This is a genomic window from Deltaproteobacteria bacterium HGW-Deltaproteobacteria-6 (assembly GCA_002840435.1).
Classification (GTDB): domain Bacteria; phylum Desulfobacterota; class Syntrophia; order Syntrophales; family Smithellaceae; genus UBA8904.
The window spans coordinates 81648-97654 of record PHAT01000009.1; the positions used below are offsets into that span (position 1 = coordinate 81648).

Genomic DNA, 16007 nt, shown 5'->3' on the forward strand with positions numbered 1-16007 from the left:
CTAATATATTGATTTAATTATATATTAATAAAATTTTGCTTTTTAGCACCCCCAAATCCCTTGCTTTATGCAAAAATATCTTGCATGATGCAAAAGACAAATATTTTCGTTGATTTTAGCGTTTGGTTGGGGGACATCCGTGATAACGTTAGAAAAAGATTTTTTAAAGCAAATCGCCCATCCGGCAATACTTGCAGACGAAGAGGGGCACATTCTGATGATGAACGACCCCGCGGAATCGTTGTTGCATTCTGCCGATCTCCATTCCATCAGCTCCATTGCTGAAATTGATCCCCTGTTCGCAAAAGAAGAGCCCGAACCGTCAGACGGACCGCGAACTATCAGGATCGGAAAGATGGCCCGGCGGATCAGGGTTTTTCCGGTCGGGTTTGACAGTAAGAAGAAGAGCCGTTTATATCTGTTCGATATGGCGAACATCCTGAAACTGATGGATTTTGACACCTTCCTGGATTATATCGATGTCGCGATCGGAATTGTGGATCAGGACGGGGTATTGGAGCATCTCAATAATACCCTGTCCAAATATATCGGGGTCGACGCCAAGGAATGGATCGGCAGGGACCTGCATGAACTCGTTGAAGAGCACGCGCTGTCGGACGCGGCCTCCTTGAATGCGCTGAAAGCGAAAAAGCCGATGAACACGAACGTCACTTATGGATCGGGAATAACCCTTCAGTATCAAAGCATCCCCTTTTTTGACCAGCACGGAAAGATCAGGAAGGTGGTCAGCACGGGACGGGACGTCACCCGGATGATCCAGCTGGAAAGTGACCTGTCCAGTTCGGAGACGCTGAAGGACCAGTATTACAAAAGATTGAACTCCCTCGAAGTCCTTCTCGGACGGGACAAGATCGTCTATTCCAGCGAAAAGATGAAGAGAGTGGCTCAGGTTGCGGTCAAGGCGGGCAAATTTGATTCGCCGGTCTTCCTCTGGGGGGAATCCGGCGTGGGTAAGGAAATGATCGCGAAGATGATCCACCAGTCAGGCAACCGGTCGCAGGGGCCGTTTGTCGGGGTCAACTGTTCCGCCATTCCTTCCGAGCTTCTGGAATCGGAGTTCTTCGGCTACGAGGAGGGAGCCTTCACGGGGGCAAAAAAAGGAGGACGCAAAGGCCTGTTTGACGAAGCGGAGAAGGGAACCCTCTTCCTGGACGAAATCAGCGAACTCCCCCTCGGGATGCAGAGCAAGCTCCTGCGGGTCATTCAGGAACATGAGTATATGCGCGTGGGATCCAACAAGACCATCCCAACGGATGCGAGAATCATCGCTTCGACCAACCTCTCCCGGGATCAGCTTGTGGACGGGGTCGGATTCCGACGCGACCTCTTCTATCGCTTGAGCGTTGTCCCGATCCATATTCCGCCGCTGAGGGACCGGCGCGATGATATTCTGCCGCTGATCCGCTTCTTTCTGAAAACCTTGAACCTGAAGTACGGAACCAACATCAGAATCACCAACTCGCTGATTCCCCGTTTCTACCATTACGACTGGCCCGGCAACGTACGGGAGCTGAAAAACGTCATCGAGAGGCTGCTCGTTGTCGCCGGTTCGGACGAGGTCGGCGATGCGGAATATGATCTGGTCAACCAGCTGGAAATGAAAAAAACACCGGAGCAGGAAGAAGATATTTCCATCGCCCGCCTGATGCCGCTGAAAGAGGCGATGGAAAAAGTGGAGGAAATTCTTTTCAAGCGCGCCTATCAGGAGTCCGGCAGCATTGAAAAGACGGCTGAGCTGCTGGGGGTCAATCCTTCCACGATCTACAGGAAGATCAACAAGGGCCGGGTTCGTCTCAAATGAGTGTTCCCGGGAAACAGCAGGCAGTTATCCTGTCCGGATGTGGTTGAAAACCACAGCAGGCTCCTGCATTCCGACCCAGAGCTTTTGCGAAGGTCTGAAACGCTACGGCGTCACGATATTGAACCATTGATCAAATTCGTCCAGACAGGACATCATCTCCAGAAACTTCAGTTTTCTTCCCTGAATGTTGATGTCACCGGCCAGAATCCGGCCGGGAAATGTGGCCTCACCGGCAGTGATTTTATCCAGGACCGGCCGGTCAAGCATCACGGTGGCATCGGGGTTTAAGGCCGGCCGTCCCTTCTTATGATTCAAAACGCTGTTGGCCAGTGTCAATGTGTAGGTTTCCTTGGTATCCGTCATCACCCAGTTGACCGTAATGTGCTTACCCTCCGCCCGGGGGCCGTTTAAACGAACCGCCATCAGGTCAAAGAACTGATCCATCGCCATCCCGCGCAGGATGTCCCGGCTCCTGGCCTGCACGGGAATGTTCCTGTTGACGCCGCTGCGCAGATCCCGGGCGCCGGCCAGGTAAAAATTCCGCCAGATGGGAGATTCGGCCCGGTAGCCCAGCTGTTCCAGCGCGTCGGCCTGCAGTTCACGCGCCTCCCGGTTGTCGGGCTCGGCAAACACCACATGGTTCACCACCTCGGCTGCCCAGCGGTACTCACCTTTTTTCATATCTTCCCGCGCCCGCGCCAGAACGGCCTGTGATCCGCCCATGAACTCCACGTATTTGCGGCCCGCTTCAACCGGGGGAAGCGGATGAAGATGGGCGGGATTGGCGTCAAACCAGCCGAGATACCGCTGGTACACGGCTTTCACATTAAAATTAACCGTCCCGTAAAAATCACGGTTGTACCACCGGCCTGCCAGGCTTTGCGGAAGCGAGATCATCTCGGCGCATTCCGTCATCGTGTATCCCTGGTTCATCAGCCGGACCGTCTGATCATGGATATATTTGTACAGGTCGCGCTGATTTTGAAGATAGCTCACGATCTTTTCATTCCCGAAGCGCGGCCAGAGGTGAGTGGCAAAAAACACCTCCGCCTCGCTGCCGAAGAGGTCGATTGTGTCGTCAATGGACTTCGACCAGGCCTGTCCGTCGCGCACCTGAGCGCCGCGGGGTGTCAGCAGGTTGTGCAGACTGGCCGTGGCATTCTCAGCCACGCACAGCGCTCTCATCTCCGGCAGATAGAAATTCACCTCCACGGGTGCTTCCGTCCGGGGCACCTGCTGGAAAACAAACCGCACGCCGTCGATCATCATTTCCTGAACAGGCAAGACGATTTCCTCGGTCGGCGGAACATAGCTGACCGTTCCGCTGGACGTCGTCTTTCCCATGCCCGCGTCCACCTGGCCCTGCGGCCCCTTGGGCAGCGTCGAACCGAACATGTACATCGCGCGGCGGATCATGGCGTTCCCCGCCATCAAATTTTCGCTGATGATTTCGTTCGTTATCCCCTGAGGGGCAATAATTCTGACTTTTCCCGCCTGGAGGTCTTCGGCGGAAACAACGCCCCTCACCCCGCCCCAATGGTCCACATGGCTGTGCGTATAAATGACGGCTACAACAGGACGCTTCGGAAGTTTTTGATGGAAGAGATGGAGCGCCGCCCGGGCCGTCTCCACTGAGACAAGCGGATCGACAACGATATACCCCGTTTTCCCCGTAATGAAAGTAATATTGGAAACATCATATCCTCTCACCTGGTAGATGCCGTCGGCAACCTTGAAAAGGCCGTGGATGGCATTGCGGCGTGCGTGACGCCACAATGCCGGATGGACAGAGTCCGGCGAAGGCTTATCCCCGGCAAGAAAGTCATAGCGCTTCACATCCCAGACCGGCTTATCTTTTTCAGTGCGGATCAAAAGCGACGGATCGGAAATCATCAGGCCTCTTCCCGCCAACTCGTTTTCCTCGCGGTCATTTTCGGAAAGCCCCTGCGGAAGACGGCTGTTCATTTCACGGGTTTGCGGATCGGCTGCCTTTGCATCGGCGGCCAATGACGGCATCGCATGGCCTGCCGGAATGCCTGTTATCAGAACCATGAGCAAAACGATTGCCATCTTCATGTGCTTCATAAAATCATCCTCCCCCGTTATAATGTTTTTTGCTTTCCCAGGCCGTCATTTGTAATACATTAATATCGTAACCGGCATAAGGGCTGTAACGAAATGGGTGAAAATGTTATTTCTTAACGGCCCCTAACAGCCGTTTTTCCTTCCATGGGCCTTTCTCATAATAAAGCCAGTTCAACCCGACAGCCAGCGCACTGCTCGCCAGCATGGCCATCCAGATGCCGTCCTGCTTGAAACCCGCGGGTCCGGCCAGTATATACGCCAGAGGAATGCGAAGAACAAACATCGCAATAAACGAAAGCGCCAGAAGGGCCATGGTGTCGCCCGCGCTGCGCAGCACCCCCTGGATGGCGAAGATGACGGCGAAGCAGGGAAAAATAAACGCCATCCAATGATAATAATCACTGACGATATTCAGCACCCGAACGCTTTCCGCCGATTCCTTGAGGAAAATGGAGCCGATGTAATGAGGGAAAATAAACAGCACGGCGGCGCAGACAAAGGCAATGGCCAGGCCGAAATAAACCGATATCCGCAGGGTCTGGAAAACACGATCCAACTTTTGCGCGCCGAGATTCTGGCCGGCAATCGTGGTTGCCGCCATGCCGATGGAGATAAACGGGATGGAAGCCAGCATGTCGATCTGCATGCCAATGCCGAAGGCCGCGGTAACCGCCGTGCCGTAACGGTTGACCAGGGCGGCGATGACGACAATGGACAGATTGAACACAATCATTTGCAGCGACGCAGGCACGCCGATAACAAATACCTCCCGGATAATGTGCCAGTCCAGACTGTAGTCCCAGTTGCCCATATTGACATAGGGATTAAACCGTATCAGGTAGATGTAGCCGATGATGCAGGTCGCCACGGCTGCCAGAGCCGTACCCCATGCCGCACCGGCCACGCCCAGAGGCGGCAGAGGGCCGATACCGGCAATACACAGCGGAACGAAAACAATATTGAACACGGCAAGCATAATGAGGATTTTCACCACGGTTCTGGCATCCCCCAGGCCCCGCAGCATTCCGGTCATCCAGTTGATAAAAAATTGAAAGACCAGCGTGGCCATCATGATGGTCAGATAAGACAGGGCCATCTCCTGAATTTCCTGCGGCGCATGCACCCATTCCAGCAACTGCCGGCGGAACAACAGGGCAATGATGGAAATCAGCAGGCAGAATAAAATCGAAGAAAAAAAGGAATTCGCCAGGATTTTCTTGAGCATGGCCTTGTCCTTGCGGCCAAAGGCCTGGGCAATCAGAACATTGGTCGCCATGCCCAGCCCGATGAGAAACGCGGGCATCAGCATGATGATCGGCAGAGAAGCGGCAACGGCGGCAACCGCCTCATGCCCCAGGAGCCTGCCGACCCAGATCAGGTTGATAATGCCATACACGGACATCAGCACGTTGCCGAGCATGATCGGCAGTGTGAAATCAATGACCTGGCTGGCAATATTGCCTTCCGTGAAATCTTTCATAGGTTCCTTACGTGTTTATGGGGAAGCGGCGGCGATAAAAAATTGATATCAAACGGCATTTCGTTTTGCTTTCAAAGCATCCACATCTCCGGTTGCCCGGTTATTCTTATCGAAAAAACCATCAGAATAACGGTCCGGTCCATCAGTGATATCATGACCGGAAAAAGCACGACAGTCCGGGCATCTAATACATCGCCCCGCTTTGATCATTTACAACTTTTTTCCGAACAGGGAATGCAGACTTGCCTCCCGTCGTTTAATTTTACCATCTTGGCCGCCATCGTCATTTCGCCGCATCCGGCGCAAGGTTCGGATGGCGCGAGCGGCGCGTAGAGCGGCTCATCAAAAGGCACCCGGGCGACGGTAAAGATTTCGGTGAAAGGACGCGCCAGCAGATCAGCCACCTTCAAACGTCTTAAATCACGCCGGTCATCCTCCGTCGCCGTCCCGACGGCCAACGCAGCCGAAAGCCGGTCAAAAGCGTTCTTGTCTTTCCCCGCGTATGCGTAATGCGTTTTTCGGGAAAACCGATAGGCCTGACGCTTCGAGCGGCTCAGCACCGTGTAAGCGTTCTTCCCGAAATCCCTGATGATCAGATTGCCTTTTCCCGCCGCTGTGCCCAGCAAAACCTGAAGGGCATCGACGGCGCAGGAATCGTTTTCGCAAACGGCCACCACTTCCTCATCAACGGCGCGCTTGAGCTTCATTAATTTCATGGCCTCCCGGGCTACGCGATAGCCATAGATCAGGCCGGGACAGATGTGTCCGTGAAATTCCACGCACCTTTTCAGATCATCCGGCATCTGCTGTTTTTTATCCGCGGCTGGCATAGAATCCTATCGGCCTCTTTGGCCAGGATGACCCGGCCACCTGACAGTGACACAAGGGTGCGTGGAAAAAGGAGCAGACGAAAAACTTCCTCCGCTCCGATGCACCCCGAAATCAGTCATTCGTTGTTCATTCCATCCAATGGACGAACTCATCGAGTTTTGCTCTGTCCCGTTCAAAATTATTGAGGGGAAATGATGGATCGGGATAGCCCAGGGCGATGCCTACCACAATTTTCTGATTCCCGGGAATCGCCGCAATCTTGCGAATTTCAGCGGAGTAACGCGCGGCGGCGGCTAAAAGACAGGTGCCGAGACCTTTGTCATGCGCGGCCAGACAGATCGTCTGAGTGATGATGCCGACATCCAGCATCTGATATTCAACGAGATTCTCCGCGGAAATACAGGCCAGAATCAGACAGGGGGCGTCAAAAGCGGAAACCATATCCTTATAATATTTTTCCCGCCCCTCCTTATCATCCCGTTTGATGCCCTGCGCGCTTAAAACGACTTTGCCCAGTTCTCCATAACGCGCTTTCATAGCATCAGGCCATTTCTCCAGCATGGGCACATCAGAGGCGATCGCCGCGCCGGCCAGCGTTTGCCGGAGATTCATTTCTTTAAACTTCGCCAGTGTTTCACCCGTTAATACGTACAAGTCCCAGGGCTGCGTATTCCCCCAGGACGGCGACCAGCGGGCCGTATCCAGAATCTCCGTAATGACGCTTTTCGGCACATCCTGCGATTTGAATTTGCGAATGCTTCTTCTTCCTCTGATTGCAGCAGCTAATTCCATGGTAACCTCCTTTGCGGAATCAATCCGCCTGTTATTGGCGCTATTCTGTTTCTTCATCATCCGATTGCAAGCTTAGCACAACGGAAATATTATTTACAATGAGTTGCCTGCGTTTATCCATCCGGAAATCACGGATAAACGGGCGGACGGTTTTCAAAAACAGTCCCGTCGGGCATGACTTCCACGTCCCTGCCGTCAATCTTCACGATCCTGGTCAGCGTGGCGGGAACATGGCGTTTCCTTGCCGCCGCGAGGGCTTCCTCAATCGTTTTAAAACGGGAAAGTTCCTGAAGCGTGATGATCTGGGGCAGAACCATGTCCATCCTGCCTGCCTCGTAATCCTTAAGCGCCGCGGAAGGCCTGAGCCAGACATGGTCCGTCAGTTCCACGCCGTCGTGGGCAACCGGCTGCCCGCCCGGGGCCTCCGCCAGAAAAAAACGGACATCATAACGCAGGGGAAATAATTCCGGCGTAATCCAGTGGGAAAAATAGTGAAGAGCATCCCCCGGAAGAAAGAGATTTTCCGCTTCCAGCATCTCAGAAAATTTTATTTCTCCCGCGTTGAGCAGCCGCCGGTAATTTTCGAACTTTTGGCATTCTTCCTGGGTCGAGATGTTGACCGGCGTGCCGTCTTTTTTCCTGGCCATCAGCAGCCCCACTTCTTCAAATGTCTCGCGAATGCCCGCGACCCAGGCGCCCAGAGCTTTTTCGGACTGTGACATGTCCGTCAGGATTCGGGCGGCCTGGTTTCTGTCGATGCCCCTGATGAATCGTTCTATCCCGGGCTGGTAATCTTCAGGATCAAGACTGCCGCCGGGAAATACATGATAGCCCGGCACAAAGCTGCTCTTTCTATTCCTCAGCACCAGCAGAACCTCGATGTCCTTCAAACCCCTGTCCCGACAGGGCCTCAAAAGCATCACGGTCGTAGCATCGGCAGGTATTGTCTTCACGTTCATGCAACCGCACCAATATCTGTTCCTGACAAATCCGGCATTCTCATTTTTACCCTGACCTTATAGTCTTAATATACCCCCATGGCCTGCCTGGCGTCAATAAACATCTTCACCCCTTCTCCCTGCTGCAATTAACTCATTGAATAATAAAAAATGATTTGATACATTAAACCAGCCGTAAGATCCGCCACTGATTCATTTAAACAGCAAATTCATGAGTGCATCAATGAACAAACATGAAAAAACTAATCAAGAATTGAACGACGAAATATCCGCTTTAAAAGAAAAAATCAGGGAGATGGAGGAAAAGGAAGCCGATCTCATTCGCAGCCGCGAAATCCTGCGGGAAAGCGAAAATAAATATCGGATTCTTCTTTCTGAATCACCCGACCCTACTTTTTCCTTCACCCCGGCAGGACAATACACATTTGTCAACAAAGCTTTTGCCCTGGGCGTCGGCAAACCGGTAGAGGACATCATCGGCAAAACCATCTGGGATGTTTTTCCCAGGGAGGAAGCGGACAAGCGTTTCATCCCGCTTAGCCAGGTCTTCCGCACGGGAGTGGAAAAGGTTATCGAGGTGCGCGTTCCGCGGCCGGACGGCGACCGGTATTATGTAACGACGATCACTCCGATCAAGAATGCAAAAGGGGATACCGTTTCGGCAATATGCTCTTCCAAAGACATCACCGAACGCAAGCGCATGGAGACACAATTGCAGGACAGGGAGCAGCAGATGCGCGTCCTGTTTGAACATTCCGGCACGGCCGTGATCATCATCGAAGATGATACGACCATCAGCCTGGCCAATCAGGAATTCGCATGCCGAACCGGCTATACGCGGGAGGAAATCGAACAAAGAAAAAAGTGGACGGAGTTCGTTTACGAAAAAGACCTCCAGCGGATGATTGCTCAACACCGGTTAAGGCGGGAATCTCCCGAAAAGGCGATCAACAGCTATGAATTTCGTTTTAGATTAAAATCGGGTGAACTCCGGGACACGCTGCTCAACATCAATCTGATACCCGGAACTCGAAAAAGCATCGCCTCACTCATCGACATCACGGATCGCAAACAGGCAGAGGAGGCCCTGCGCGAAAGCGAAGCCCGCTTCCGGATGCAGTATCAGAAAAATCCCGTTCCCACCTTCACGTGGCAAAAAATGGGAGACACCTTTATTCTGAAGGATTTTAACATCGCCGCCAACGTTCTGACCAGAGGTGACGCCGCAAAGTTTGTGAACATGAAAGCCCGGGAAATGTATCAAAACAGACCCGACATTCTGGGTTACATGAATCGCTGTTATACGGACCAGGCAGTCGTGCAGAAAGAACTGCGCTCCGAATATTTCCGGCATGCGCGAATCATGATTGTCACATTTTCATATGTTCCACCGGATCTGATCATCGCCTACCTGGAAGATATTACGGAACGCAGGCAGTCCGAGGAGGCCCTGCGCGAAAGTGAAGAACAGATGCGCAGCTTAAGCGAGAATATTGCCGACGGGATGGTTTATCAGATCAACAGCGGCAAAAACGGGCAACAGCGATTGTTCTCCTACGTGAGCCCTGCCGTGGAGTGGCTCCATGGCCTGAAAGCGGATGACGTAAAACAAAACGCCTCTCTTATCTATGATCAGGTCGATGAGGCGTATCGCGCTCAACTTCTGGAAGCCGAAGCCAGGGCTTATAAAACCATGGCAAAACTGGAATGCGATCTGCCCATCCGGCTTCCCACAGGCGATATCCGCTGGCGCCGCTTTATATCATCACCCCGTAAATATCCGGACGGGAGTGTTATATGGGACGGCATCGAACTAGACATCACCGAGCACAGAAAAGCCGAAGAAGAACGGCTGCGTTTGCAGCAGCGTCTGCAGCAGGTGGAAAAGATGGAAGCCATCGGAACGCTGGCCGGCGGCGTCGCCCACGACCTCAATAATATCCTCGGCATCCTTGTCGGCTATGCAGATCTTATTTTGGTCAATCTCCCGCAGGACAGCCCTTTGCACAAACATGTCGAAAAAATGATGCAGGCCGGCGTCCGGGCGGCGGCGATTGTTCAGGACCTTCTGACACTGGCCCGCAGAGGCGTCCATGCGGAAAGCGTTGTTAATCTTAATGCCATCATCACCGATTTCCGGAAAACGCCGGAATTTGAAAACCTTCAGACGTCCAATCCCTTGATCCGCATGGAGTTCAATCTGGCCCCGGACCTGCTGAATATCAAAGGTTCCACGTCCCACGTTTCCAAAACGTTCATGAACCTTCTGACCAACGCAGTAGAAGCCATGCCCAACGGGGGCCGGTTAACCGTGACGACGGAAAACAGAAATCTGGACGCGCCGGTCCATGGATATGATGACGTCCGCGAAGGCGATTATGTTGCACTGACTGTTTCCGACACCGGTGAAGGCATCGCTGATGAAGACCTGAAACACATCTTCGAACCCTTCTACACGAAAAAAGTCATGGGACGAAGCGGAACCGGCCTGGGACTGGCCGTCGCCTGGGGCACCATCAAGGATCATAAAGGATATATCGACGTTGAAAGCAAGAAGAACAAGGGAACAGCCATGATCCTGTACTTCCCGGTCACCAGGGAGGAACTGCCCGAATCATCGGCCGCCATTCCTTTGTCCGACTATATCGGCAAGGATGAATCTATTCTTGTCGTGGATGATATCAAGGAGCAAAGAGAACTGGCTTCCACACTTCTGGGAAATCTGAACTACCGGGTTGCCGCGGTGGCCAGCGGCGAGGAAGCCGTCGAATATCTGAAATCCCGCCGGGTTGACCTGATTGTTCTTGATATGATAATGGATCCGGGCATGGACGGGTTGGATACGTATATAAAAATTCTTGAAATCCATCCGAAACAGAAAGCCATTATCGTCAGCGGCTTTTCAGAGTCAAATCGCGTACAAACCGCGCAGGCGCTCGGCGCCGGCGCTTATCTGAGAAAACCTTATATCATGGAGAAGCTGGGCATAACCATACGAAAGGAACTGGACCGTTCGGCATGAAAAGCGGAAAACGGAAGACGAATAACTGCCAATGGATATCATAATATTTTCATGCTGACCTGCGACCCCGTATACAGACAGCTTCAAGTTCAAATGGACCGCTATCCGATCGGCTATCCTTCAACCAAAAGCGGCGTGGAAATTGACATTCTGAAATATTTTTTCACACCGCTTCAGGCAAAGGTTGCTTTGTGCCTGACGCTCCGATCCATCCCCGTCTCTTCCATCCGCAAAAGGCTCAGCAATAAGTTCCATGTGGAAATGTCCTATGATGATCTGTCGGCAACACTCGATGGCATGTTCCGGAAAGGCGTCATCAGGCGATCGGAAAACACCGGCGGCCCGCCGCGCTACGGCATTGCCATGCTGGCCATCGGCATGTTCGAATATCATGTCAACGATCTCACCCCCACACTGGTGGAAATGATGCACCGCTACTTTGATGAAGCTTTCGACGCGGAATTTTTTCGCTCATCCCTGCCCCAGCTGCGCACCAGTCCGCATCTGCAGGCGATTGTTCCGGAATATATCGTTGATACTTATGACAACATGCGTCACTTCATCACGCACACCACAGAAACGCTTCATGTGACCAACTGTGTCTGTAAACAGGGCGAGGCCCTGATCGGAAAGCCCTGCAAACAAACGGATAATTTTGAAGTCTGCCTGCTGATCGGATCGGAAAGCTACGCGGCGCGCGGCCGGGCCAGAAAGATTTCCCGGGAGGAATGCCTCGCCATACTGGACATGGCTGAAAAAAAAGGGATGGTGCTGCAGCCCGGAAATTCCAAAAAGCCCAACTGCATCTGCATTTGCTGCGGCTGCTGCTGCGGCGTTTTAACCACCGCCAAAAAACAGCCCCGTCCCGCCCGTTTTTTTGCGACAAATTATTACAGCTGCATCGATGCCGCCGCCTGCACGGGATGCGGCGTCTGCGTGAAACGATGTCCCATGGAGGCCGTCATTCCCGAGGATAAAATCTTCCGGGTGGATTTGGACCGGTGCATCGGTTGCGGCCTGTGCGCCACCCGCTGCAAGCCCGGAGCCGCAAGACTGATCAAGAAAGACAAGGTAACTGTACCGCCGATGAACACGGAGATGCTCTATTTAAGCATCCTGATGGAAAGAGCTGGCAGAAAAAAGATGATCGTCAATATGCTCCGGCTGCTTTTCGGAAAACCCTTATGATTTTTACCGTCCGGGGCACGGAAAATTAACGACGTCATCCTGCGGGCCAAAGTCCGTCGTCTGACAGACGATTGCAGGTTGACATCCGGGTCTTTACTCTTTATAGATACGCTGATCAAGGATCTACGGATCAACCGCAGGGAAGCATGACGCCTATGAATTACAAAAAAACAAGGGAAGTCTGCAGAGGGCTGGAATTCGGAACCTCGCTCAATGTTCAGTTCGAAAATATCGGTTCGGCAAAAACATCCATCATCGGCTTTGAGCGCGGCAAGTTCCTCATTATCCGCCCCCCCGCCCTTGGCGGCATTGAAACCGGCCTGTTCAAAAAAAACCGCACCATCGTCACTTACCTTCACGAAGGGATGATCTATGGTTTCCGCTGCACGATGATCGGACTCATCAAGGCGCCGTTCCCTCTGCTGATCCTGTCTTATCCGGAATCAGCGGAAGAAATCAATTTACGGGGGCAAAAACGATTGTCGTGCATTCTAAACGGACAGGTCACGGTCGACGGTATTTCCCTGCCCATCAGCATCCAGGACATCAGCCTGTCCGGATGCCGCCTGATCATCTCCGACGTTGCCCACGCGCCTTCATCCCTGTATGCCATTGGCTGTGCCATCACAATCACTGCGGATATGGGAAGCGAGATCAGCGAAACGGTAACCCTGACGGCCACGACGAAGAATATTCAGCAGGAAAGCAACTGCCTGAGCATCGGCGCTGCATTCAACACCATAGACAATCAGACAGACAGCAACTGTATGGACAAGGTCAGACAATACATTGCGAGCGTCCAGAAATCGATCACATTCTAGAACACAGCTTTCCCCAGCCCCGGACAGGTCTCCGGGATGCCCTGCTAACGGATACCGCCTGTTCCAAACCAATTCAGAATCATCTCATTCGCCTCCTGCGGATAAGTATGCGAGAGATCCTCGATAACCTTCAGTTTGATATCAGCCCCGGCCTGCTGCAAAATCCGGCTGGCCTGAACCGCCCAGTTCACCGGAAAAATCCAGTCCTGCGCGCCATGCACCCACAGGATACGTTTTCCTTTCGCATATCGTAAATCCACCGGGGGCAGCGCGCAGGAAACGGGAGCAATGGCCGGATAGGAACTGTTCCCGGAGATTCCCAGGGCAAGAGCATAAGTTCCGCCGTCGGACATTCCGGTAAGGAGCATGCGGGACCGGTCAATTGGGACGCGAGAACTGACTTGTTCCAGATGACGATCCAACACCTGTTTATCGACTTTCACATTGGTGATTGACCAGGTCATGGCCTGCGAGGTGGGCGCGAAAAGAACAAACCCTCTGCTGCGGGCAAAGCGGAGCCATGTCCAGATGAAATCCCGTCCATGGCCGTATCCGCCATGGAGGGCCACAACAAGCGGCCAGGAGCGCCCCGGCGTGCAGGTTTCCGGAATATAGAGAGAATAGCCGCCCCGGGCATGCAAGTCCCGGTCAGAACCGATATGAAAAAGACCGGCATCGGCATTTTCGGCTTTCAGCCCGGGTTGTGAAAGCGGGCTGTTTTTGTCTTCCAGAAAGTACCGGTTCACTTCAGGCAATACGGCGCAAAGGGGAAACAGCGCCTCCAGCGCGCGGCAGTATTTTCGTGACGCCCGCAGGGCTGATATGTAAGCGGCCTGCAGGTCTTCCTCATCGGCAAACTTTCTGACGGCGCCGATCGTAAAATCACAGGTGCGCAAAAGCGCATTTAATACATTCTCATCCACGGAAGCTTTATCGGCGGCAACAAGAAGTTGTCGCGCCCCGGCAAGCGGTTCAAGATAAACAAGAAGCCCCTCTCTGATTTCAGACAGGACCACGGGGTTCAGTCTGCGCAGCCCCGCTTCGAATGCGGTTAACGCCTGGATCAGTGTTTTTGCAATAGTTTCCGGATTCATGATTGTCTTTGCCCAGTCCCCAGGATGATATCCACGGCTTTCATTGCTGAGGAAAAACTGATGTCGCCGGAACAGCCGTCGCCTCTAACCGTGTCTCCGATAAAATAAAGCGCCCGTATGGCAGGACACTGGATGTCCGGCCGGCGGGGCCTGGACTGGGCCGGCGTCAGAACATTGCCGTTCATCACCGTCGCAACGATCTTTCTTTGCTCGACAACCATCGGCAGAAAATTCGGAAAGACAGCCGATATGGTATTTTTCAGTTTCTCTTCCGCCTCCCTCACCGCGTGATGATCGCCGTCAAAATGCCATGGCAGCATGATTCCCCAGGTGGACAGGTATTTGCCGCGAGGCGTAAACGAGCTGTCGGCGCTGGACTGAAAGCGCGCCCAGATCGGGACATCGACCCCCAGAATGCCCGAGCGGATATGGGTTACCGGCTTGTCTGTTATAAAATCGATGATAAAGCCGGCGCTGCTTTCAATATTTTTTGCATAATCCAGGGTGGCCGCAGGCAGGAGTGAATGGTCGATCAGTTCAAGAACCAGCGGCAACCGGGCGGCAAAGATGATGTGGTCGGCCCGGTAGGTCGCCTTGCCCGTTTTAACGCCCGTCGCCAATCCGTTCTCGACCATAATTTTTTCAGCTTTTTCATGCAGATGAATCCGGCCGTTTTGCGTAATGTATTTCCTCAGTGTGGTGAATATTCGCAGAGAGCCGCCCCGGGGCTCGCCCACGCCAACGCCTGCTGCAAGCGCCCTTTGCAGAAAATCAATCACTTCGCCGGCGCTGACCTTATGAGGATCGGGGCACATAATGGTCATGCCCAGAAAGGGCAAAAAGGATTCAACCTCGGGATGCTGAAATGACGTTTTATAAAATTCGATCAGGGTTTTGTCATACCACCTGGCGGGATCGGCCTTCTTGATTCGGGAAAGCAATGCCAGAAGCGCAAGCCTTGCCCGAAAGGACAGCATGGGCGTTTTCAAAAAGCCCATGGGGCCTTCCGGCCTTTCCCACAGCTTGTTTTTGAAGATCAGTTTGGCGTCTTTCACCCCGGGCAAAAAATCAATTCCTTCACCGAGTCTTTTGAACACCTCATTGGCGATGCCCAGATGCCCAAGCCGGTGTGAATGCGCTCCGTATTCGCGGATATAGCCTTTCTCGTCCCGCGAGGCGTGAGCCCTCCCGCCGATCACACCCGATGCTTCCAGAACAAGGACTTTCTTCCCGGCATGGGCCAGAAGCGCCGCGGCGCTCATCCCGGCGTAACCTGACCCGATCACTATTGCATCCATCATACCCCCCAAGCCTGATCAACGATTTAATTTTAGCATCTTTTAAAAGCGTAGGAAAGCATTGTCTCATTCCGGAAATAACCGATAATAAAGATCTGATGATTTTTTTCTTGACAATATCCAATCAGCCATATATTTAGTTCACGCTAACTAATTACAGAGAGGGTTTATGCCTTATTCCCTGGTAGAGTTGATTGAAATCATCACCAAACTGATCGGCGACTGGGAAATCCAGTTTATCCAGCAATACGCCGAGGAGGGTTTTACCGCACGTCAGATTGCGTATATCGATGCAATCAGCCATCTGGGACATCCCACATTAGGTGAGATTGCCAGAACGTTAAAGCTGAGCAAGCCGTCCGTCACGGCGATTGTGGATAAACTCACGGATAAAGGATATGTCGAGAAATGCCAGTCTGATGAAGACCGGCGTTCGTTTCATGTCCATCTTTCCGCAAAAGGAAAAAAGCTGGTCAAGATGCATAACGAAACCCATCAAAGGATCGCCGGTCTTTTCATCAGCCGTCTGGACGAAAAGGATCTTAAAGCACTGGTCTCTCTTTTAAATAAGGTGGTCGCGAACAAATAAATTTTTTTGCATTAATAGTTAGTTTA

At 52.7% G+C, this 16007-nt stretch carries 12 protein-coding genes; 5 read left to right on the plus strand and 7 right to left on the minus strand.

Annotated elements, in window-relative coordinates:
* The first annotated feature begins 139 nt into the window (after positions 1 to 139).
* Positions 140 to 1822 carry a transcriptional regulator gene (locus CVU71_17180; protein PKN17262.1) on the plus strand — a complete coding sequence of 561 codons (1683 nt, stop codon included), beginning with the start codon at positions 140 to 142 and terminating at the stop codon, positions 1820 to 1822.
* A 102-nt stretch (positions 1823 to 1924) separates the two neighbouring features.
* On the opposite strand, the gene CVU71_17185 is transcribed toward CVU71_17180, so the two are convergent.
* From CVU71_17185 to CVU71_17205, 5 genes are all read right to left on the minus strand, one after another.
* Positions 1925 to 3907 carry a hypothetical protein gene (locus CVU71_17185; GenBank protein PKN17263.1) on the minus strand — a complete coding sequence of 661 codons (1983 nt, stop codon included), beginning with the start codon at positions 3905 to 3907 and terminating at the stop codon, positions 1925 to 1927.
* Between the two features lie 106 nt (positions 3908 to 4013).
* Positions 4014 to 5387, minus strand: coding sequence for a hypothetical protein (locus CVU71_17190; protein PKN17264.1), 1374 nt, complete (start codon positions 5385 to 5387; stop codon positions 4014 to 4016).
* 206 nt (positions 5388 to 5593) lie between these two features.
* A complete protein-coding gene (locus tag CVU71_17195; protein ID PKN17265.1) occupies positions 5594 to 6217 on the minus strand; it encodes a formylmethanofuran dehydrogenase in 624 nt (207 codons plus the stop codon).
* Positions 6218 to 6344: 127 nt separating this feature from the next.
* The gene (locus CVU71_17200) at positions 6345 to 7070 is read right to left on the minus strand and encodes a hypothetical protein (protein ID PKN17266.1); all 726 of its coding nucleotides are present in this window, start codon (positions 7068 to 7070) and stop codon (positions 6345 to 6347) included.
* A 68-nt stretch (positions 7071 to 7138) separates the two neighbouring features.
* Positions 7139 to 7969 carry a hypothetical protein gene (locus CVU71_17205; protein ID PKN17267.1) on the minus strand — a complete coding sequence of 277 codons (831 nt, stop codon included), beginning with the start codon at positions 7967 to 7969 and terminating at the stop codon, positions 7139 to 7141.
* 211 nt (positions 7970 to 8180) lie between these two features.
* Here CVU71_17205 and CVU71_17210 point away from each other — a divergent pair, with 211 nt between their 5' ends.
* The 3 genes from CVU71_17210 (at position 8181) to CVU71_17220 (ending at position 13000) form a co-directional block, all read left to right on the plus strand.
* Complete coding sequence (locus CVU71_17210; GenBank protein PKN17268.1) at positions 8181 to 10991, plus strand: hypothetical protein; 2811 nt, start codon at positions 8181 to 8183, stop codon at positions 10989 to 10991.
* A 51-nt stretch (positions 10992 to 11042) separates the two neighbouring features.
* Positions 11043 to 12179: a 4Fe-4S ferredoxin gene (locus CVU71_17215; protein PKN17269.1), complete on the plus strand. Its 1137-nt coding sequence runs from the start codon at positions 11043 to 11045 to the stop codon at positions 12177 to 12179.
* A 146-nt stretch (positions 12180 to 12325) separates the two neighbouring features.
* Positions 12326 to 13000, plus strand: coding sequence for a hypothetical protein (locus CVU71_17220; protein ID PKN17270.1), 675 nt, complete (start codon positions 12326 to 12328; stop codon positions 12998 to 13000).
* 44 nt (positions 13001 to 13044) lie between these two features.
* Here CVU71_17220 and CVU71_17225 read toward each other — a convergent pair whose 3' ends face one another.
* Both CVU71_17225 and CVU71_17230 read right to left on the minus strand, forming a co-directional pair.
* Entirely contained in the window at positions 13045 to 14094 is a 1050-nt protein-coding gene (locus CVU71_17225) for a hypothetical protein (GenBank protein PKN17271.1), read from the minus strand.
* Entirely contained in the window at positions 14091 to 15395 is a 1305-nt protein-coding gene (locus tag CVU71_17230; protein PKN17272.1) for a hypothetical protein, read from the minus strand. Before CVU71_17230 ends, CVU71_17225 begins: the two co-directional genes overlap by 4 nt.
* 166 nt (positions 15396 to 15561) lie before the next feature.
* Between CVU71_17230 and CVU71_17235 the strand changes: the two genes are divergently transcribed.
* On the plus strand, positions 15562 to 15981 hold the full coding sequence (locus CVU71_17235) for a hypothetical protein (GenBank protein ID PKN17273.1): 420 nt from the start codon (positions 15562 to 15564) through the stop codon (positions 15979 to 15981).
* The last annotated feature ends 26 nt before the right edge of the window (positions 15982 to 16007 follow it).

What these genes read in the sequence shown, in the direction of transcription:
- CVU71_17185 (PKN17263.1), bottom strand. Translation starts at nt 3,907, where the DNA reads ATGAAGCACATGAAGATGGCAATCGTTTTGCTCATGGTTCTGATAACA.
- CVU71_17190 (PKN17264.1), bottom strand. Translation starts at nt 5,387, where the DNA reads ATGAAAGATTTCACGGAAGGCAATATTGCCAGCCAGGTCATTGATTTC.
- CVU71_17195 (PKN17265.1), bottom strand. Translation starts at nt 6,217, where the DNA reads ATGCCAGCCGCGGATAAAAAACAGCAGATGCCGGATGATCTGAAAAGG.
- CVU71_17200 (PKN17266.1), bottom strand. Translation starts at nt 7,070, where the DNA reads ATGATGAAGAAACAGAATAGCGCCAATAACAGGCGGATTGATTCCGCA.
- CVU71_17205 (PKN17267.1), bottom strand. Translation starts at nt 7,969, where the DNA reads ATGAACGTGAAGACAATACCTGCCGATGCTACGACCGTGATGCTTTTG.
- CVU71_17210 (PKN17268.1), top strand. Translation starts at nt 8,181, where the DNA reads ATGAGTGCATCAATGAACAAACATGAAAAAACTAATCAAGAATTGAAC.
- CVU71_17215 (PKN17269.1), top strand. Translation starts at nt 11,043, where the DNA reads ATGCTGACCTGCGACCCCGTATACAGACAGCTTCAAGTTCAAATGGAC.
- CVU71_17220 (PKN17270.1), top strand. Translation starts at nt 12,326, where the DNA reads ATGACGCCTATGAATTACAAAAAAACAAGGGAAGTCTGCAGAGGGCTG.
- CVU71_17225 (PKN17271.1), bottom strand. Translation starts at nt 14,094, where the DNA reads ATGAATCCGGAAACTATTGCAAAAACACTGATCCAGGCGTTAACCGCA.
- CVU71_17230 (PKN17272.1), bottom strand. Translation starts at nt 15,395, where the DNA reads ATGATGGATGCAATAGTGATCGGGTCAGGTTACGCCGGGATGAGCGCC.
- CVU71_17235 (PKN17273.1), top strand. Translation starts at nt 15,562, where the DNA reads ATGCCTTATTCCCTGGTAGAGTTGATTGAAATCATCACCAAACTGATC.